This window comes from Paraferrimonas sp. SM1919 (assembly GCF_010993985.1).
Lineage (GTDB): Bacteria > Pseudomonadota > Gammaproteobacteria > Enterobacterales > Shewanellaceae > SM1919.
In genome coordinates this window covers 75,600-96,104 of the sequence record NZ_WINH01000013.1, presented here as the reverse complement: position 1 = coordinate 96,104, position 20,505 = coordinate 75,600, and the positions used below count along the sequence as shown (strand labels likewise).

Genomic DNA, 20,505 nt, shown 5'->3' with positions numbered 1-20,505 from the left:
TGAGGCGGCTTAGCCGCCTAAGATCTTATGAAACCAATCTTTGCTGATGGCGTATCCATCCAAGCTCGTTTAGTGATAGCAGTTTTGCTATCACTGATGCTTTTTGGGGGCAAACAAAAAATTGAGCCCCTTAGGCAGTCTCTTGCTACTCTTTTAAGTCCTCTTCAGTTTGTTGCTAACCTTCCTAGTTACGCATTAGATTGGATAGATGAATCGTTAGCTGCTAGAGAACATCTATTAAAGAAAAATGCACAGCTACTGCAGCAGCAGTTAGAAATTAGTGAGCGTTTACAGCGCTTTGAACATTTGAATCAAGAAAATGCTCGACTAAGGGCGTTGCTCGGTTCGAGAGTGCATTTTGATGCAAAAAAAATGGTTACCGAAGTGATATCAGTAGCTTCGGATCCATATCAGCATTTTGTGACAATCCCATTAGGCTTAAGTCAAGGGGTATATGATGGGCAACCTGTTATTGATAATAAAGGGGTTATTGGCCAAGTAATACAAGTGAACCAATTAACCGCTAAGGTACTACTTATCAGTGATCATCGACATGGTATCCCAGTGAGAGTCAGTCGCAATGATGTGCGTTCTATTGCCGTTGGCAGTGGTGATCTAGATCAATTAGTGCTGAATTACTTACCTAATAACACCGATATTAAAGAAGGTGATTTGCTGGTTTCCTCTGGACTTGGTGGTCGCTTTCCTGAAGGTTATCCGGTGGCTAGGGTTAAATTGGTAGAAAGGAGTGAGCAACAAAGATATGCAAAGGTAATTGCTGAACCTGTGGCGGCTCTTTCTAGGTTAAGATACTTATTATTGCTGTGGCCAGAAGGCAAAACACAAATAGGAGTGACTGATGGTGACTAATGCTAATGGTAGGCAAGTAGTCTGGACTTCTTTGTTTATAGCATTGTTGTTGCAAATCATGCCATTACCAGATTTGGTTGTAGATTTTAGACCTGATTGGTTGTTGTTAGTCTTGTGCTATTGGGCAATGGCATTACCTCATCGATATGGTATTTTAACAGCCTGGTTGATGGGGGTGATGTTAGATATTCTATTGGGTTCTAGTCTTGGGGTGAGAGGCTTAGCTCTCGCTGTTGTTACTTATATCATCGCCATTCACTTCCAAAGGTTGAGAAATTTTAGCACATTCCAGCAAGGATTGGTGATTGCACTTTTTAGTGTGTTTTATCACTTAATGATTTTTGTACTCGAACAGTTAATGGGGGGGGCTAAATTCACCATTACCGCTCTTTATCCGGCAGTAATTAATGCGCCATTATGGATATGGGTATTTTGGGTATTAAGAGACCTAAGAAGACACTTTAAGGTTAGGTAATGATACTCATTTTGGCATCGGCTTCACCACGCAGAAAGCAGCTTTTGCAGCAATTAGGTTACGATTTCCTACAAATTGCTACAGACATTGATGAAACACCAATAGCAGGTGAAAAGCCAGTCGATTATGTATTAAGATTGGCCAAATTAAAGGCCATTACCGCTTTGAATGAGCACCCAGAAGAGGCGATAAGTTTGGGATCTGATACTATAGTCGTACTTGATGGCCAGTTACTTGGCAAGCCCGTAAATAAGCAGCATGCCTGTCAGATGTTACAAAGTATGCAAGGGCGTAAGCATCAAGTTGTTACGGCGGTGGCAGTTACCAACGGTAATAAAACCCTCACCCAAGCTGTCACTACTGAAGTGGAGTTTTGTCCAATGACTTTATCTGAAATAGAACAATATTGGCTTACCGGAGAGCCAGCAGACAAGGCTGGCGCTTATGGCATTCAGGGTATTGGTGGTAATTTTGTTAAAGCCATAGTAGGCAGTTATAGTTCAGTAGTTGGTCTACCGTTGGTAGAGACAAAACAGTTACTTCAGCAAATAATGGAATGACCCATGGCTCAATTGGAGAAAATCCAAGATAAAATAAATGCCGAATTATTGATCAATGTGACTCCTACTGAATCAAGAGTTGCTTTGGTTGAGCATGGTGCACTCCAAGAAGTCCATATAGAGCGAGAGCTAAAACGCGGTATCGTTGGCAATATCTATATGGGTAAAGTTTCTCGAGTACTTCCTGGTATGCAGGCTGCCTTTGTTGATATTGGTCTCGAAAAAGCGGCTTTTTTACATGCATCTGATATTGTTCCGCACACTGAGTGTGTAGCAGAAACAGAAAAAAAACAATTTCAAACTAAAAGTATCTCAGAGTTAGTAAGGCAGGGGCAATACTTGATGGTTCAAGTAGTAAAGGATCCCTTAGGCTCAAAAGGCGCTAGACTAACAACAGATATTACTCTGCCCTCAAGGTATCTCGTCTTTATGCCGGGCTCTGCCCATGTTGGTGTTTCCCAGCGAATTGAATCAGAACAAGAAAGAGAGCGTTTAAAAAAAATCACCAAGCCATTTATTGATGATGATGGTGGCTTCATCATTCGCACAGCAGCCGAAGGTGTAGACGACAACGAACTGGCACAAGATGCCAGTTACCTTCGTAAAGTTTGGCGTAAAGTTATGGAGCGTAAGCAGTATCAACAAATTAAGCCTCTTTATACTGACGTAAAATTACCCATTAGAATTATTCGTGACTTCGTTGGAATGGGCCTTGATCGCATTCAAGTGGATTCTCGGCGTACGATTGAAGAGCTTATAGAGTTTACCGAAGAGTTCATTCCAGAAATGGCAGACAAGTTGACTTTATACCATGGAAATAAGCCAATTTTTGATCTGTATGATGTTGAAAATGAAATTCAAAAAGCACTTGATAAGAAAGTAGAGCTTAAATGCGGAGGCTACTTAATTATTGATCAGACCGAAGCGATGACGACTATCGATATCAACACCGGTGGTTTTGTGGGGCGCAGAGATCTAGAAGAAACGATTTTTAATACTAATTTAGAAGCCAGTCAAGCTATTGCAAGGCAGTTAAGGTTAAGAAATCTAGGTGGCATAATTATTATTGATTTTATCGATATGAAGAACCCAACACATCAACAAAGAGTTCTCGATTCACTGCAGTTGGCGCTTGAACAAGATAGCGTAAAAACTAATATTAGTGGCTTTTCTTCATTAGGATTAGTAGAGATGACGCGCAAGCGTACGCGTGAGAGTTTAGGCCATGTATTGTCCGATGACTGCCCTGCTTGTCAGGGGCGAGGGATAATGAAAACGGTTGAAACAGTCTGCTATGAAATTTTCAGAGAAATCATAAGGGTTGATCGGGCATACAGTACCGATGAGTTTGTGGTGTATTGTTCTAATGCCGTACATGAAGTGTTGTCACTTGATGAGCATCAGCATCTGGCAGAATTAGAAGTTTATGTAGGTAAGAAAATTAATTTGAAGTGTGATCACCTTTATACTCAAGATAAGTTCGATGTAGTGATGATGTAACACTATGAAATTTCTACAACGGCTCACTCGATCATGTATTTTAGCGATAACCACTATATTAGTGATTATTGCCTTGCTATTGAGTTTTATTCGCTTACTGCTTCCCCAGCTCGAAGATCAACATAGCAAAATAGCGCAATATGTCGAAAATGAATACCAATTGCAGATTGCCGTTGGCCAGTTAAAAGCAGGTTGGGCGGCATATGGCCCTGAGGTGATTATTCAAGACCTGCAACTGCCTGAGCAGGTTGGCATGCCTTTTACGCTCAACGTTAATCAAGTTCAAATTAAACTCGATTTTTGGCAAACAATACGCCAGCTCAAACCCGTACTTGAAGATGTCAATTTTGATGATATTGAATTAGTTCTGGATCTAAAAAAGTTCGCTCAATTAGAGTCGGATCAAAATAGTAATACCGATTGGGTTTATGAGTTGCTATTGGAGCAGTTAGGCAACTTTAGTTTAAATGACTTAGAGGTGGTTTTTAAAGGCGACCAAAAAATAGCACCACTAATTGTAAACTATCTAGATTGGCGTAATACCAAACAAGGACTCCATCAGGGTAAAGGCGAGTTGTTGCTTGATAATGACAACCCGAATTCCACTTTAGCATTAAGAATGGACTTTAGTGGTGATGGTTATGATCCCGATTCCGTAACCGGGGATATTTACTTGGTGGCTAAGGATTTTGATGTTGGCGCATGGCATCATCAACAAAAAGAACAAAGAATTTTAAATGGTGTTCTGAATTTCCAGTTATGGGGTCGTTGGCAACATAGACAACTTGATAATGCTCAATTAAGTTTTGGTGCGTCAACTATAAAGTGGGAAAATCAATATCTTAGCTTAGTTTCAGGCAACCTGATTTGGGAGATGGCTGATTCAGGTTGGCAACTGTATGGACAGAATTTTGAAGCCTACTCCAATGGCGAAAAGTGGCCGGAACTTAACTTTGCGGCACAACTCGAGAATGAACAATTAACCAGTTATTTCAGCCAAATACAGCTGACACATTTGACCCCAATTTTACCTCTACTACCAAATGTTACCGCTAAGGATATTGAGTTATGGCAACAGCTTTCGCCTCAAGTTTTAGTTCATGATGGCTTTTGGCAAAGTAATGCGCAGCACTCAAATTGGAAGGTCGATTTTGAACAGTTGAGTTGGAAAAACCATGGTTCGATTACAGGAATCGATTCCCTTACGGGCGTGCTAAGGGGTAACCAAGGGCGTCTTAAACTTGAGTTAGGACCGCAACAGCTGGCCGTTAGTGATCAATTACAATTTGCCGAAGTACGGCCTTTGATCATTAATAATGTTGAGCTTTGGGCTGATCTTACAACGTTAAACTCAATTGTTGTGGATGATCTTTCCATTGAGTTCAATGGCGTAAAATTAGATGGTTCCGTTAGTGTAAATAAAATAGAACAGCAACAACACTTAGCTGCAGCAATCAAGGTTAGCACCTCTAATATTGATAATCTGACACAAGCCTTCCCGGAGAAGTTAATGGGTAGGGATTTAGCTGGTTATTTGAAGGCGGCTTTAGTCAAAGGGTACTTTGATGATGCAAAGTTAGTTTGGCATGGTTTTCTAAACCAGTATCCATTTACCTCTGGAGAAGGTCTCTTCCAGGCTGGTTTTACTTTGCAAGATTCGGAATTTAAATTTTTAAAAGACTGGCCTAGTGTTGCTCAGATGAAGCTTAATGCCTTGTTTGAAAATGATAAAATGGAACTTTACATTGACCAAGGAGTACTTGGCGAAGTGCCTGCTGGTGGCGTATTTGTCGGCATTAAAAAGCTCGGTAAAGGATCAATTCTAGACGTCAAAGGCAAAATCACTTCGCCTGCTATTGCTGCTGCACAAATGTTCAATGAAACACCGTTAACAGGCAGTGTAGGTAAAGCTCTGGAGTTTTTGGGCATCGATGGTCAAATTAGCAGTAATTTAGATTTAAGCTTCTCCCTTTCTGGTAAGGCCCCGCCACAAATTATTGGCGATATCGAATTTACTAATAATGATTTGTGGATACAAACACCGGGCGTGGCGATTGAAGGGTTAACAGGAAGGGTCGCTTTCAATGGCGCAAGTCTGCAAGCTGAAAATCTTCAAGCGAAATTATATAAGCAGCCATTGCAGCTTGATCTAGTCGCAGACAAGCTAGGCAAAAATTATGGTATCGATTTAGATATGAGTGGCCAATGGCAGCTTGATAAACTCCCTGAAAAATTGGCCAACATTTATGATCATTATTACCAAGGGCAATTATCATGGCAAGGTAAAATGACCATTATGCTGGATGAAACAGGACATTCATTACAGGCACAAGCGCAGTCAGACATGAAAGGGGTGGAGTTATTATTACCTGAGCCACTGTTTAAAGCTCGAACTCAGTCGAGGCCACTGCTGTTGCAATTGATAGGGGATAATAAAGAAACTTCGCTTTCGATCAAGTATGCCGATAAAGCAGAGTTTTGGGGCAGAATTACTGGCAATTCAGAGAGTTTTATCGATCGTTATGATTTGATGGTTGGGCGTAAGTTAAAAACAGGTGATCCTGTCAATGATAATGACGGCAAAATTATTTTAGACTTAACGGCCACTGAGTTTGAACCTTGGTTGCAGCTAATGAAATTAAAAGAGCAACCTAAAAAAATAACAACCGCAACCAAAACATTATTTCCGCCACTTAAATCGGTAGCTGCCAAAGTAGGTAAAACGAATATTTTAGGCCAGGATTTTAATAATGTTGAATTTGATGCAAATCCACAACAACAGAATTGGATCCTCAATATTCGCTCTGATGAACTTGATGGCAAGCTCACATTTTATCCCGATTGGCACCAACAAGGCTTAAAGTTAGTGGCGTCGAAATTGCAGATTGGCCAGACTAACCTCGCTAGCCAACAGGCAAATGATTCGACTCAAGATATTGAACTTGTTGATGTCGAAATCGCCCAGTTACCGCCTTTGGCACTTGATATTGAAAACTTCGAATTATATGGCCGCAAACTTGGAAAAGTTGAGTTTCAAGGTCAACCACAAGATTATGGTTATCAAATTCAATCTTTATCTGTGACCGATGGCAATGCGGATTTTCGGGCTAAGGGGAATTGGTATATTGATAATAGCCAAACAACCGAAGTTGACTTTCAGTTAAATGCTAAGAAATTTGATGAGTTGACTAAGGCCTTAGGTTTTAACCCTGGAGTCATTGACTCTAGCCAGTCAAGTAGCGGTAGCTTGTCATGGCGAGGCGCCCCTTTCCAGCCGAACTTAAAAACCTTATCTGGCCATTATAGGTTTGAACTAGGTAAAGGCCATTTAGCTGATGTCAGTGATAAGGGCGCGCGCATCTTTTCTTTATTTTCTCTTAATTCTATTTTAAGGAAGTTATCTTTAGATTTCACAGATGTATTTGGTTCTGGCTTTTATTATGACAAGTTTAGTGGTGACCTTGAAATTAATAATGGAGTAATGAACACCAACAATACCGTTATTGATGGTGTTCCTGGTGACATGAAGATTAATGGCTACACCAACTTAGTCAATGAGCAAATACAATATGATATTCGTTTCTCGCCACATATCGCATCAAGTGTTCCAACAGTAGTGTTATTAAGTACGAGTGCTTGGAACCTTGGCTTAGGCGCTTTTGCTTTGACTAAAGTGCTTGAGCCGGTGATTTCGGTGATTACTGAAATTCGTTTTGATCTTGGTGGTACACTGTCAGAGCCAACCCTTGACGAGCTCGATCGTAAAAGTAAGACTATCGAAGTACCGGAAGAAATTTTTGAACAAAACAATTCCATTGAAAATAAGGAACAACCCGCCAATGGTCAGAGTTTGCCTACTGCAAATGCAGTCGAGCCAAAATCTACAGGTCAACCTTCAACAGCTGGATAAGTTTGCTGAACAACTTGAGCCTAGTGTTGATGGCCGGCAATTGATCGTTCTGCCTGAATGTGCGTTGTTCTTTGGCCAAGGAGCACAGCAACAACTCAAGAATGCAGATGGTATGCAGCAGTATCCGCTAAGAGATAAGCTTGCCGAACTGGCTAGGCAAAAAAATAGCTATATGATCGCAGGCTCAATAAGTGTTCATGCCGGTAACAATAAACTCTACAATCGTAGCTATTGCTTTAGTCCTGAGGGGAAAGTATTAGCTCATTATGATAAGCTGCATTTGTTTGATGCCAATGTCAATGATGGTCAGGGTTATCAAGAGAGCAAACTATTTAAAGCTGGTGACAAAATACAGGTTGTAGATACTAATATTGGCAAACTCGGTCTTTCTATTTGCTATGATTTACGTTTTCCAGAACTGTACCAGCACCAACGTCAACGCGGTGCTGAAATTTTAGTTGTACCAGCGGCATTTACTGAAAATACCGGCAAAGCCCATTGGCAAACTTTACTGAGGGCTAGGGCGATTGAAAACCAATGTTTTGTAGTTGCAGCCGGACAATGGGGTAAACACGACAATGGCCGCTCCACTTTTGGAAATACCATGGTGATTGACCCTTGGGGTGAGGTTCTCGGCTGCAAACAGCAGGGCACTGGGTGGTTATGCATAGACATTGAACTATCGAGACTGACAGAGATAAGAAGCAACATGCCAGTATTTGAGCACAAGCGTTTATCTCTCCAATAAGGCTAAATTAAGTCTGTATGTATCATTTACTGAGCAAATTCAGCTCATAGGAATTTAGATGACTATTATTGAAAATGTTGCCAATGAGTTGCTATTACCAGGCAATTTAGACTTCGATAAAATACAAAATATGCTTGAGTTAGCTCACCATCATCAAATCGATTTTGCTGATCTTTACTTCCAAGATAGTCGCAATGAAAGCTGGGTACTAGAAGATGGCATTATCAAGGAAGGCAGTTTTCATATTGAGAGAGGCGTAGGTGTTAGAGCTATAGCTGGAGAAAAAACAGGATTCTCATACGCGGATGAAATTAGTGAGGCTACCTTACAACAAGCGGTATTAGCGGCGAGAGGGATTGAGCATGCAGGGAATTGCAGTAAGCCGCAAACATTAACTCAGGTATCAGCCAAAGTGCTATATGATGGTGCGGATCCTATCAATGCCTATAGCCAAACCAAAAAAATACAACTTTTACAGCAAATCGATCGCTATATAAGGACATTGGATGAGCGCATCGTTCAAGTTGTTGTTAGCCTTTCTGCTGTTTATGAAAGGATATTAGTCGCTGCCAGTGACTCGACTTTAGCCGCTGATATTAGACCTTTGGTGCGTTTAAATTGTTCAGTCGTCTTAGAGCAAAATGGTCAGCGTGAGCGTGGTGGCAGCGGCATGGGCGGGCGTTATGGTTATGAACCATTGTTTGTAACTGATAATAATGGTGATTTGGAAGTATTTGAATATGCTAGAGAAGCTGTCCGTCAAGCGCAAATCAATTTAGATGCGGTAGAAGCACCAGCGGGGGAATTACCTGTCGTATTAGGCAATGGTTGGCCGGGGGTGCTATTGCATGAAGCGGTTGGTCATGGTTTAGAAGGTGACTTCAATCGTAAAGGAAGTTCTGCATTTAGTGGCCGTATAGGTGAAAAAGTTGCGGCAAAAGGGGTTACTGTTGTTGATGATGGCACTTTAGAGGGCCGTAGAGGCAGTTTAAGCATAGATGATGAAGGTACCCCTAGCCGATATAATACCTTGATTGAAGATGGCATCCTCAAGGGTTATATGCAAGATAAACTCAATGGTAGATTAATGGGGGGCGAGTCCACGGGTAATGGTCGCAGAGAATCTTATGCCCATTTACCTATGCCAAGAATGACCAATACCTATATGCTTGCAGGTAAAGACAAGCCTGAGGATATGATAAAAGCCGTTGAAAATGGTATTTATGCCGCTAATTTTGGTGGTGGCCAGGTTGATATTACTTCAGGAAAATTTGTGTTTTCGGCTTCGGAAGCATACTTAATTGAGAATGGTGAAATCACTAAGCCTATTAAGGGGGCAACTTTGATAGGTAATGGCCCTGAATCTATGGCTAGGATTGCTATGATAGGAAATGACTTAGCCTTAGATAAAGGCGTTGGTGTCTGCGGTAAAGACGGTCAGAGTGTTCCTGTTGGTGTTGGTCAGCCAAGTTTATTGATTGATGGTATGACTGTTGGTGGCACCGCATAATTAACAAAAGGCGCATTAAGCGCCTTTTAATTTGCCCAGTAAGCTAAATAACCTGATCAGCGATTCATAGCCGCAAACAGTACTTTAATCATCAAAAATATTCTGTTTCATATCTAATGCAGGCATTTCACTGCATGGTGAGCCCATGATTTTAGCTGGTATACCTGCAACCGTGGTATGAGGGGCGACATCTTTTAGAACGACTGAACCTGCACCAACTTTAGCTCCAGTACCAACTTCAATGTTGCCAAGTACTTTGGCACCAGCACCAATCATTACCCCTTGGCGTATTTTAGGGTGTCGATCGCCGCTTTCATTGCCTGTACCGCCCAGAGTGACCGATTGCATGATAGAGACATTGTCTTCAATGACACAGGTTTCACCGATCACTATGCCGGTGGCATGGTCAAACATCACCCCTTTGCCAATTCTGGCTGCTGGGTGAATATCAACCCCCAAACGCTCTGATACTCTACTTTGTAGATAGATTGCTAAAGATTTTCGATTTTTACTCCATAAGCAGTGAGCGATGCGATGACATTGAATGGCGTGGTAACCCTTTAGGTACAACAACACTGAACAATAATCGCTAATCGCAGGGTCACGGTCTCTAACCGCTACGATGTCTTGTGCCGCGGCTTCTACAAGCTCAGGTTGTTGAGCATAAGCTTGTTTGAACAGCTCACGAAGATCAATGGCTGGCATGGTGTCATTACCAAGTTTAATTGCTAAAAGGTAACTTAGAGCCGATGACAAACAATTATGATTAAGGATACTAGTATGGAAAAAGCTGGCCAAAGTATCTTCATGACCTGCCAATTCGCCAGCTTCTTTATGGAGAGACTGCCAAATTTGAAAGCTGCTAATAGTCATGGAGTTTCCTTATGCTTTAATGGAATTAAAAGTTAATAAAGTAAGCGTAATCAGAATAACTGAGATAGGCCAATTTGCAAAATGAAGATTATTCGAGCTCTTCTCTTAGATAGCGAAACAGTTCTTTACCTGCTTTAGAGGGGATTCCTTTTTCTGCATCTTTTTGTGCAGTACGAACCCAGCTACGAAGTTTTTGCCTGTCCAAGTGAGGGTATTCTTGCATCAGTTCATTGATTGCAGATATGCCTTCAGCGACTAGAGTATCTCTTGTGTTTTCAAGAACATAAAATTCCGCAGAAGATTGGCTGCGTTTAGAATTAATTTTATCTAAAGTGGCTTCAATATCCGTAGGGTTGAGCATCCGCAGAGCTTTACCGATAAACTGTAATTGGCGTCTGAAAGCTTCATGCTTACCTTTAAGTTTTTGAGCCAATGTAATGGCGTCTAACACGGTCTCATCAAGTTCAAATTTATCGAGTTGATCTATTGGTAACATAACGAGTTCTTCTCCGAGCTTTTGGAGTTTATCCATATCTCTTTTCATCTCGGTTTTACTAACAATTTCATATTCGATTTCTGCTTCGAATGGATCTCTTTTTTTGCGAGCCATGATTAACCTTGCTGCTGATAATAATCTTCTAATAATAACATGGAAATTCAGTTACTGGGATCTTTGCTCAATGGTCACAGCCGGTATAGCCGTTGTCGATAGCATCGGGGTTAATTCTGTCCTGTGGCTTTAGCTTCTGGTATGCTGTAGCTATCAAAAATTAGGAAATGATACTTGTGAATACTTCCCAACAAAAAGTACAACTTGAGCAATTAAAGCAAGCCGTCACGAAAGCCTTGGATTATGCCAAGCAGATGGGGGCAGAGCAGGCTGAGGTTGCGATTAGTCGCCAGCAAGGCTTAAGTGTTGCTACCCGTATGTGTGAAATTGAAACGGTAGAGTTTAATCAAGATGGTGCCTTAGGGATCAGTGTTTACAAACAAGGTTGTAAAGGAAACTCATCGACTGCAGATTTAAGTGATGAGGCTATTAAGCAAAGTGTTAAAGCAGCTATTGAGATTGCTAACTATACCCAAGCGGATGAGTGTAATGGTTTGGCTGATGCTGAATTGATGGTTGCCCAAGCCGAAGATCTAGACCTCTTCCATCCCCATCAATTGGATGCAGCTCAATTAGAGAAAATGGCGATAGCGGCGGAAAAAGCAGCGCTTAGTCATGGTATTGAAATGTCAGATGGCGGTAATGCCAGTGGGCATACTGGTACCAAAGTATACGGTAATACCCATGGCGTCTTAGAGGGCTATAGTTCTTCCCGTTATGGATTAAGTTGTGTTGCCATTGCCAAAGATCAGCAAGGTATGCAGCGAGATTACGATTATACCGTGAGTCGTAAATTTGAAGATTTGTTAGATCCTGAACAGATCGGTCTAATCGCCGCTCAAAAAGTGAAAAGTCGTTTAAATGCTCGTAAATTGAAAACCCAAAGTTTGCCTGTGATTTTTGATGCCGATGTGGCCACTGGCTTATTGGGACATTTAGTATCAGCAATCAGTGGGACAAGTATTTATCGTAAATCCAGTTTTTTAATGGATGCTGTGGGCACTCAGATCTTTCCTCAATGGTTTAATATTTCAGAAAGACCACACTTAAAAATGGGGCTTGCCAGTGCTGCATTTGATTCGGAAGGGGTAGCGACCAAAGATAGGGAAATAATCGAAGCAGGGATTTTAAGTCAATATCTACTCAGTGCTTATTCTGCAAGAAAATTAGGCTTACAGAGTACCGGGCATGCTGGTGGGATTTATAACTGGTTAATAGCGAATAGCCAAATTAATAAGTCCGCATTGCTTAAAAAAATGGGCACAGGGATATTGGTCACAGAAGTCATGGGGCAAGGAGTAAACTCAGTAACAGGTGACTACTCCAGAGGAGCCGCCGGTTTTTATGTCGAGAATGGCGAAATCCTCTATCCAGTTGAAGAATTTACTATTGCGGCTAATTTGAAAGATATGTACCGTAACATGGTGGCAATTAGTGACGATATAGATCATAGATCAACAATAAAGACAGGTTCAATATTACTTGAAAATATGAAAATAGCGGGTAATTAAGTCAGGCCAAGCATGAGGCTGGGAGTGACCCTTAGCCTCATGCTCAAAGTAAAATTAAAGTAGCTAACCCTAAGAATATAAATAGCCCTGCAACATCGGTCACGGTCGTCAAAGCCATTCCTCCAGCTAACGCAGGATCAATATTAAGTCTTTTAAGTAACAATGGAATAGCAGCCCCTGCCAAGCCAGCAATAATCATATTACATAACATCGCTGCGCCAATTAGAATGCCGAAGCGAATGTCGCCATGCCATAGCCAAACTACGATAAAAACAAAGCTCGCCCAAATTAACCCGTTTAACAAACCAATTGCGGCTTCTTTACCTATTAACCATTTTGAATTGACATCGCTAATGTGACCAAGAGCGATACCACGAATAACGAGCGCTAAAGTTTGATTTCCAGCGACGCCCCCCATGCTTGGTACGATTGTCATCAATACCGCAATCGTTGCAAATTGCTCTAAAGTCGCTTCAAACGTATGGCTTACCGATGCGGCTAACAGGGCGGCAAATAAGTTTACTGTAAGCCATAATGAGCGGCGAAGGGTGGATTGAAGGACTGGACCAAAGGTATCTGCTTCATCTTCCATACCGGCCATGGACATCATCGAATGTTCGGCATCCTCACGAATAACATCGACGATATCATCAATGGTGATACGTCCTAATAAATTCCCTTCAGAATCAACTACAGGGGCAGAAATCCAGTCATATCGCTCAAATAGATGCGCGACTTCAGTCTCATCCATAGTGGCTGAAATCGCTTCTAGCTGATCATTCATGATCTCGGTGATACTTAAACTAGGATCACTGGTGAGTAGATCGGTAATATAAACCCCACCTAATAAGCGATCATTTTTATCTACCACATATAAGGTATCGGTTGCATCCGGCAAATCACCCCTTCGCCTTAGGTAGCGCAAAATCACATCAATAGAGACATCGGGGCGAATTGCAACGGTATCGGTATTCATTAATGCCCCAGCACTTTCTTCAGGATAAGAAAGTGCCTGCTCAACTCGCGCCCTATCTTGGGAATCCATGGATTGCAGTACAAGTTGGTAAACGCTGTCGGGAAGGCTTCTTAAGATATAGGCAAGATCATCGGTATCCATACCGGCAGTGGCATTGATCAGACTCTCGGTGCTCATTTTTGCAATGAACTGATCTTTTAAATCTTCAGAAAGCTCTTCGAGGATTTCCCCTTGTTGACTGGCAGGGGTCAAGCGCCATAGAATTTGGCGAGTTTGCGATGGACTGGATTCAAGTAACAGAGCAACTTCTTCTGGGGCGAATTCCTGTAAAAGTTCTCTTACTTGAACGAACATGCCTCGGCTTAAGGATTGATTAATTTGGGCTAGGCGTATGTCAGCTTGTTCTTCTTCTAATACACCTAGAGCCATAATATATCCTCAAATGTTATTAAACTTCATCGAAACCTGACTGGATGAGCTGACAGATTGCATCGAGAGCGGCTTCAGCGTCATGACCGCAGGCGCTGATAGTAATATTCTTTCCCATGGAGCTTTCTAGCATCAATAAACCTAATACACTGGCAGCATTCGCAGATTTTTCACCTTGTTGTATGGTAATTCTAGCATCGAATTGGATTGCTAGCTTGGCTAATAAAGTTGCTGGACGAGTATGAATACCGAGTTTATTGGTTATCATAATTTCCCGCACCCACTGGCTCATAAATTCAATTCCCTATGATGGGTTTCCACTTTATGCATGGAATCTTTAAATCTGTTAGCCAGTTTTTCTACCATATAGACACTGCGGTGTTTACCACCAGTACAACCAATAGCCACAGTAAGGTAGCTACGATTGTTTTTTTCTAATGAAGGCAACCAAGTATCAATAAAATTGTAGATTTGCATCTCCAGTTTATTCACTTCTTGTTGTTGCATAAGAAACTTTTGCACCGGTTCATCGCGACCAGTAAATGGCCTCAGTGATTCTTCCCAGTGAGGGTTCGGTAGGAAGCGGACATCAAACATAAAATCCGCCTCTTTAGGTTGACCATACTTAAAGCCAAAAGAGGTGAAGTTTAGTATCAGTTCTTTTGCAACTTGACCATTGATGAGTTGATTAATTTTATCAGCTAACTCGTAAATGGTAGATTCACTGGTATTTATGATATGGTCAGCCTCCTGCTTTAATGGCTGCAAGAGCTCTCTTTCATATTCAATTGCGCCTTCTAGAGTACTTTCTTTGGCAGCTAAGGGGTGGATCCGACGACTTTCAGTGTATCGTTTAAGCAAGACGTCGTTATTGGCATCAAGAAAAATACTGGTTACTTCAATATCCTTTGGGAAGTTACCAAAAGAGATAATTGAGTTATCAATATCAGAGTTTAAGTTACGAACATCTAAACTAATGGCGATTTTGTCGAATCCGCCTTTTAATTCAGTCAATAAACTGTTAATTAAAGTGATAGGTAAATTATCTACACAATAGAAATCTAAGTCTTCTAAAGTACGTTGGACAATTGATTTTCCAGAACCTGAAAGGCCTGAGACTATCACTAGTTTCATGGGTTAATTACCTGATAAAGTTGTTCATTATCCTGTGCTCGACGCAGCTTTTTGGTGATACTCTTATCACCAAATAATTGAGCCACCTGAGACAGAGTTGATAAATGTGCTTGGCAATCCTCTGTGGGCACAAAAAGAGCGAAAAGGATGTCTACAGGTTTATTATCCATAGCATCAAATTCTATTGCATGGTCGCATTTTATAAGTACAGCAATCGGTGCTTTGAGGTTATCAAGTTTACCATGGGGAATTGCGATCCCATTGCCTATGCCAGTGCTGCCCATTCTTTCCCTATTGATTAGGGCTTCAAAAAATTGTTGAGCGGTGACATCGCTTGTTTTTATAGCTGCAGTGCGACTGATCAGCTCTAAGACTTTTTTCTTGCTGCTGATGTTTGTGCAAATAACGCACTCTTTGGCAAGTAAATTCGATATTTCCATGTTAAATACAAAATTGCTTTAGCTGTTGCAATGTTAAATGATCTCTCTGCAAATGTGCAGTTTAAAGAGTAACCGCTACCCCTTAAAAGTTGTATCCGCTGCTACAGAAAAAGCCAGCAAATAATCATATTTACTTTAGAGCATTTTCCGTTGGTTTGATGGTGGTATTTGCAAAACATCACGATATTTTGCAATCGTTCTTCTCGCAACTTTAATCCCTTGTTCTGCCAGTAATTCTGTAATTTTATTATCACTTAGGGGCTTCTTAGGGTTTTCGGCCGCAACCAGTTTTTTAATGATGGCTCTGATTGCTGTGGAAGAGCATTCACCACCATCATCAGTAGCAACATGGCTAGAGAAAAAATACTTAAGTTCAAAAATACCCTTAGGGGTATGCATGTATTTTTGGGTGGTTACACGGGAAATCGTCGACTCATGAAGGTCTAAAGCCTCCGCAATATCATTTAGAACCATAGGTTTCATTGCTTCAGCACCATACTCAAAAAAGCCTTGCTGATATTGCACAATGCAGTTTGACACCTTCATTAAAGTGTCATGGCGGCTTTCGAGGCTCTTAATAAACCACTTTGCCTCTTGTAAGTGGCCCTTGATAAATTGACTATCAGACTTATTAGAACTGGATGCCAATGCTGCATATTGTTGATTAATATTCAATTTTGGTATGGCATCAGAGTTTAGTTCGACACGCCATCTGCCATTAATCTTTTTCACCGTGACATCTGGAATAATATAATTCTCATCACTAAGGTTTAAGCTCGTACCTGGTCTAGGGTTGAGGGTCTGAATTAACTCTAGTGCTTGTTTAAGCTGATGCTCTTTAAGGCGCGTTTTTTTTACGAGACCGCGAAAATCCTTAGCGGCCAGAGTATCAAGATGATGCTCAATTAGAATTTTAGCGTGCTCTAGTGCAGGGGTATCTGGAGGCAATTGGTTTAATTGTAATATTAAGCATTCTGATAAGTCTCGGGCTGCGACGCCAATGGGGTCAAAATGTTGAATGCGTTTTAACACTGCCACAACTTCATCAAGTTCAACGTCATCATCACCTATCGCGCTTAGAATTTCCTCAGTGGTTTGACATAAATAGCCATTTTCGTCTATGGCATCAATAATGGCGGTAGCGATCGCTTTGTCAACCTCACTAAATGGCGTTAGTTGCATTTGCCAAAGTAAGTGTTGCTCTAAGTTCTCAACCGTTTGTCCTTGGTATACATAGTCTTCTGAAGAATGAACCGGTGATGCGCTTGTTGAAGTTTGCGCGCTGTAGCTTTCTTCCCATTGGGTATCAAGGGGCAGGTCATCTTTTACCTGTTCGGAATTAAGCGCTTCGCCAGTATCAACTTCACTGGCTTCAAAGGTTTCTTCTGTTTTAGTTTCACCTAGTTGTTCTTCAGCTTCTAGAAGAGGATTAGCATCTAAGGCTTCTTGAACTTCCTGCTGTAATTCTAATGACGAGAGCTGCAATAAGCGAATGGCTTGTTGCAGCTGAGGTGTCATTGTCAGCTGTTGGCTAAGTTTGAGTTGCAATGAGGCTTTCATGATACGACTTAACTTCCCTATTAATGAGTCATAGCCTTGAATGACTGATGGGTTTACTAGGTAATATAAACTAACTATAGCTTGAATTGATTACCTAAGTACACAGCTCGTACTTGTTCATTGGCTAAAACTTCATCAGCGCTGCCTTGAGCAATTAACGAACCGGCACTAACAATGTAAGCCCTTTCACACACATCAAGGGTTTCACGAACATTATGGTCAGTGATCAATACCCCTAAACCACGGTCTCTAAGTTGTTGAATAATATTCTTGATCTCACCAACAGAGATTGGATCAACACCGGCAAAGGGTTCATCAAGCAGAATAAATTTTGGATCAGCAGCCAATGCTCGAGCAATTTCAACTCGACGGCGTTCACCACCCGAAAGGCTCATACCTAGGCTGTCACGGATATGAGTAATAGAAAACTCTTCTAATAAATGCTCTAGCTCTTCATGGCGTTGTTGCGGGCTTAAACTATTTCTAGTTTGCAAAACCGCCATGATGTTATCGGTGACACTCAGTTTACGGAAAATACTGGCCTCTTGGGGTAAGTAGCCAATTCCCTGTCGAGATCGAATATGCATTGGTTCTAGGGTTAAATCTAAGCCATCGATAGCAATAGAACCCTTATCACTTTTGACAAGTCCCACTACCATATAAAAGGTGGTGGTTTTGCCTGCACCATTAGGACCAAGTAGACCAATAATTTGACCGGCAGCGACTTCTAAGCTGACATCTTTAACGACCTGCCTACCCTTGTATGCTTTGGCTAGACTATTAACCTTAAGTACTGAAGGATTCTGCATTTATTGTTTCTCTTGGGAAAGCTGTTGTGGTTGGATGATAGTGATCACCTGACTGTCATTGTTACCATTACCTTCAGCTTGAATTTCTTGGGTTTCAATATTGTAGGTGATAACCTCACCCTTAATTTGGCTTTCATCTTGTGACAATTGCGCATCACCAGACATGGTCAGGGTTTTGGCTGCTAGATCATAGCGAATAGAATTAGCACTGGCTGTCGCAATAGTGCCATTCTCCATGGTTTGGCTGTAAGTCGCAGGTTTACCAGTGGCAATTAAAATTGAGTTATTACTCTGTTCCTGGTTAACCGCTTCGACCTGGTCGGCATTGAGTTTGATAGAACCTTGGGTGATAGTGACAGGACCAAAAAAGATAACCTTATTATTTTTAATATCACCACGCTGCTTGCTTGCCGCTATTTTTACTTGCTGTAAAAAGTCTTGTGTCGCCGCCACCACCGAACTTGAGCTGAAAATTGCCCAAATCAATAGGATTAAAAGTTGTTTATTGTGCTTCATAAGTACCATTAACTTGCTGTTTGAGGTCAATATAATTTGCTTCTAAATCACCGTATAGACCAACACCAGTGAGGTGGTAGTTGCTGCCATAAATATCTACTTTTCGCTGGCTAGAGATTATCATGGTGTCTAAATTTAGTTCTAAGTATTGACTGCTAAGAGACTGAATTGGTTCATTTGGTTCAATGGCTTGTATGATAACTTGATTAGAGAGTGATAGCACTTGAGTATCGGTATTAAATGTTCCTTGGGCAGAGGTTGCTGTCCATTGGGAACTGCCATTATTCGGGTAAATATAAACCAAAGGTTTCTCAAAGTTAGTCATATCTAGAGATTGGTAGTGTTCCATATAATCGGCTTTTAATTGGCTTTCTTTAAACCCTTTTGCCGTAAACGTAACACTGGTTAACCCCGTCGCAATAAAGTCGGGCTGAATACTGGTATTAGCTGCTGCGTCACTATTCGCTCGCTTAAGCTGAGCCTGCCAGTATAAAGTAAAGGCTAATAATCCACAAAAGAGACAAACGGCAAAAATACGTTTCATATACTCAGACCTTTGGCTTGCTCAAAATTCCCCTGAGCAAGTAGGATGATATCACAAAGTTCGCGAACGGCCCCTTCACCCCCTTTGATATGGGTGCAATACAATGCGTTTTGTTTAAGTAGCGGATGCGCATCATGAACAGCAACGCCTAAGCCACAAATTTCCATCACAGGCCAATCAATCAGATCATCACCAATATAGGCGACTTCGTCGGCTGTGCACTGACATTGTGTCATTAGGTCATTATAGGCAACGAGCTTATCATCCACACCTTGGTAAATATGTTTAATTCCAAGTGCTTGCATTCTATTGTTGACAATTTCTGATTTGCGACCAGTAATAATCGCGACGTCAATCCCTGTAGAAAGCAGAGCCTTAACGCCATAGCCATCGCGGGTATGGAAGGTTTTTAACTCTTCCCCATTGTTACCCATATAGATTCGACCATCAGAAAAAACACCATCAACATCACAGATAAGCAGCTTAATTTTCTTCGCAGCAGCCCAGGCCTGTTCATTTATTTCACCATAGAAAGTGCTAGCCATTTATAATACTCCAGCTTTAACCATATCAAGCATATTCAATGCACCAATTGGCTGATTTTTTTGATTAACCATGATAATGCCATTGATATCATGTTGCTCCATCACCTTGAGAGCTTCGGCTGCCAATATGTTCTCGGTGAGGGTGATGCAGTCCGGGGTCATCACACTGGCAATATTATCCGATTTAAGGTTAAAGCCACCATCAAGCATGCGTCTAAGATCACCATCAGTAAAAACACCAGCTAAAGAGCCATCGCCATTGACTACGGTCGTCATGCCAAGGCCTTTGTTGGACATTTCAAGCAGAGCATCGGCAATTGGGTCGGTTGTTTTAACCATAGGCAGTTGTGTGCCTTGATGCATAATGTCAAAAACACGAATAAGTAATTTTCGACCTAGGCTGCCACCTGGATGTGAAAGCGCGAAGTCCTTTGCAGTAAAACCATTGGCTTGTAGTAAAGCCACCGCAATAGCATCACCCATCACCAAAGTAGCGGTAGTGCTTGAGGTTGGAGCAAGGCCTAGGGGACAAGCTTCTTCTGGAACCTCAATACACAAATGAACGTTAGCCATTTTAGCAAGAGATGAATTCTCGTTACCCGTCATAGCGATCACAGGTAAGCCTAAACGTTTAATGACAGGCATTAATGTGAGAATTTCGTGGGCTTCACCTGAATTAGAGATGGTTAGGATAATATCTTGAGAATCGAGCATACCTAGATCGCCATGGGCCGCTTCACCAGGATGAACAAAAAAGGCAGAAGTGCCAGTACTCGCTAAAGTCGCAGCGATTTTATGGCCAACATGTCCCGATTTTCCCATACCCATAACGATGACTTTACCTTTACCATTTAAGATAAGGTTGCAGGCAGCTGCGAATTCATCTGAATCAACATATTGATACAAATTTTCTAACGCAGCTTTTTCAATATCGACGACAGTCCGTCCCCATTGTTTTAATTGTTGATTACTCACTAGAGTTAAC

General features: G+C 41.4%; 20 protein-coding genes. 8 read left to right on the top strand and 12 right to left on the bottom strand.

The annotated features are described in order from the left end of the window. Positions 1 to 27 precede the first annotated feature (27 nt). Genes mreC through tldD form a run of 7 tightly spaced genes read left to right on the top strand, consistent with a single transcriptional unit; the run spans position 28 to position 9,573 of the window. Entirely contained in the window at positions 28 to 870 is an 843-nt protein-coding gene (gene mreC / locus GFB48_RS09735) for a rod shape-determining protein MreC (RefSeq protein WP_163934590.1), read from the top strand. Beyond that, positions 857 to 1,345 carry a rod shape-determining protein MreD gene (gene mreD / locus GFB48_RS09730; protein ID WP_163934637.1) on the top strand — a complete coding sequence of 163 codons (489 nt, stop codon included), beginning with the start codon at positions 857 to 859 and terminating at the stop codon, positions 1,343 to 1,345. The genes mreC and mreD overlap by 14 nt, the downstream gene beginning before the upstream one ends. A gap of 2 nt (positions 1,346 to 1,347) precedes the next feature. Then, positions 1,348 to 1,905, top strand: coding sequence for a nucleoside triphosphate pyrophosphatase (locus GFB48_RS09725; protein WP_163934634.1), 558 nt, complete (start codon positions 1,348 to 1,350; stop codon positions 1,903 to 1,905). Between the two features lie 3 nt (positions 1,906 to 1,908). Continuing rightward, positions 1,909 to 3,405: a ribonuclease G gene (gene rng, locus GFB48_RS09720; RefSeq protein ID WP_163934587.1), complete on the top strand. Its 1,497-nt coding sequence runs from the start codon at positions 1,909 to 1,911 to the stop codon at positions 3,403 to 3,405. A 4-nt stretch (positions 3,406 to 3,409) separates the two neighbouring features. After that, the gene (locus tag GFB48_RS09715) at positions 3,410 to 7,315 is read left to right on the top strand and encodes a YhdP family protein (protein ID WP_163934583.1); all 3,906 of its coding nucleotides are present in this window, start codon (positions 3,410 to 3,412) and stop codon (positions 7,313 to 7,315) included. Further along, the gene (locus GFB48_RS09710) at positions 7,245 to 8,063 is read left to right on the top strand and encodes a carbon-nitrogen hydrolase family protein (protein WP_163934580.1); all 819 of its coding nucleotides are present in this window, start codon (positions 7,245 to 7,247) and stop codon (positions 8,061 to 8,063) included. Before GFB48_RS09715 ends, GFB48_RS09710 begins: the two co-directional genes overlap by 71 nt. Positions 8,064 to 8,121: 58 nt before the next feature. Further along, on the top strand, positions 8,122 to 9,573 hold the full coding sequence (gene tldD / locus GFB48_RS09705; protein ID WP_163934578.1) for a metalloprotease TldD: 1,452 nt from the start codon (positions 8,122 to 8,124) through the stop codon (positions 9,571 to 9,573). Positions 9,574 to 9,657: 84 nt separating this feature from the next. On the opposite strand, the gene cysE is transcribed toward tldD, so the two are convergent. After that, positions 9,658 to 10,446, bottom strand: a complete 789-nt coding sequence (gene cysE, locus GFB48_RS09700) for a serine O-acetyltransferase (RefSeq protein ID WP_163934575.1) — start codon at positions 10,444 to 10,446, stop codon at positions 9,658 to 9,660. 88 nt (positions 10,447 to 10,534) lie between these two features. Beyond that, the gene (gene yjgA / locus GFB48_RS09695; protein WP_163934572.1) at positions 10,535 to 11,056 is read right to left on the bottom strand and encodes a ribosome biogenesis factor YjgA; all 522 of its coding nucleotides are present in this window, start codon (positions 11,054 to 11,056) and stop codon (positions 10,535 to 10,537) included. Between the two features lie 176 nt (positions 11,057 to 11,232). On the opposite strand from yjgA, the gene pmbA reads away from it, so the two are divergent. Beyond that, complete coding sequence (pmbA, locus tag GFB48_RS09690; protein ID WP_205597712.1) at positions 11,233 to 12,567, top strand: metalloprotease PmbA; 1,335 nt, start codon at positions 11,233 to 11,235, stop codon at positions 12,565 to 12,567. A 43-nt stretch (positions 12,568 to 12,610) separates the two neighbouring features. On the opposite strand, the gene mgtE is transcribed toward pmbA, so the two are convergent. From mgtE to GFB48_RS09640, 10 genes are all read right to left on the bottom strand, one after another. Next, complete coding sequence (gene mgtE / locus GFB48_RS09685; RefSeq protein ID WP_163934567.1) at positions 12,611 to 13,972, bottom strand: magnesium transporter; 1,362 nt, start codon at positions 13,970 to 13,972, stop codon at positions 12,611 to 12,613. A 19-nt stretch (positions 13,973 to 13,991) separates the two neighbouring features. Further along, positions 13,992 to 14,264: an HPr family phosphocarrier protein gene (locus GFB48_RS09680; RefSeq protein WP_163934563.1), complete on the bottom strand. Its 273-nt coding sequence runs from the start codon at positions 14,262 to 14,264 to the stop codon at positions 13,992 to 13,994. After that, positions 14,261 to 15,106, bottom strand: coding sequence for an RNase adapter RapZ (gene rapZ, locus GFB48_RS09675; protein ID WP_163934560.1), 846 nt, complete (start codon positions 15,104 to 15,106; stop codon positions 14,261 to 14,263). Before rapZ ends, GFB48_RS09680 begins: the two co-directional genes overlap by 4 nt. Continuing rightward, positions 15,103 to 15,546 carry a PTS IIA-like nitrogen regulatory protein PtsN gene (ptsN, locus tag GFB48_RS09670; RefSeq protein WP_163934557.1) on the bottom strand — a complete coding sequence of 148 codons (444 nt, stop codon included), beginning with the start codon at positions 15,544 to 15,546 and terminating at the stop codon, positions 15,103 to 15,105. Before ptsN ends, rapZ begins: the two co-directional genes overlap by 4 nt. 135 nt (positions 15,547 to 15,681) lie before the next feature. Beyond that, positions 15,682 to 17,106: an RNA polymerase factor sigma-54 gene (locus GFB48_RS09665; protein WP_163934553.1), complete on the bottom strand. Its 1,425-nt coding sequence runs from the start codon at positions 17,104 to 17,106 to the stop codon at positions 15,682 to 15,684. 74 nt (positions 17,107 to 17,180) lie between these two features. Further along, on the bottom strand, positions 17,181 to 17,915 hold the full coding sequence (gene lptB / locus GFB48_RS09660; RefSeq protein ID WP_163934550.1) for an LPS export ABC transporter ATP-binding protein: 735 nt from the start codon (positions 17,913 to 17,915) through the stop codon (positions 17,181 to 17,183). Further along, positions 17,916 to 18,431: a lipopolysaccharide transport periplasmic protein LptA gene (lptA, locus tag GFB48_RS09655; RefSeq protein WP_163934547.1), complete on the bottom strand. Its 516-nt coding sequence runs from the start codon at positions 18,429 to 18,431 to the stop codon at positions 17,916 to 17,918. It abuts the gene before it with no gap. Further along, entirely contained in the window at positions 18,418 to 18,975 is a 558-nt protein-coding gene (gene lptC / locus GFB48_RS09650) for an LPS export ABC transporter periplasmic protein LptC (RefSeq protein WP_163934545.1), read from the bottom strand. Before lptC ends, lptA begins: the two co-directional genes overlap by 14 nt. Further along, the gene (gene kdsC / locus GFB48_RS09645; RefSeq protein ID WP_163934542.1) at positions 18,972 to 19,520 is read right to left on the bottom strand and encodes a 3-deoxy-manno-octulosonate-8-phosphatase KdsC; all 549 of its coding nucleotides are present in this window, start codon (positions 19,518 to 19,520) and stop codon (positions 18,972 to 18,974) included. Before kdsC ends, lptC begins: the two co-directional genes overlap by 4 nt. After that, the gene (locus tag GFB48_RS09640) at positions 19,521 to 20,495 is read right to left on the bottom strand and encodes a KpsF/GutQ family sugar-phosphate isomerase (RefSeq protein ID WP_240464852.1); all 975 of its coding nucleotides are present in this window, start codon (positions 20,493 to 20,495) and stop codon (positions 19,521 to 19,523) included. Between the last annotated feature and the right edge of the window lie 10 nt (positions 20,496 to 20,505).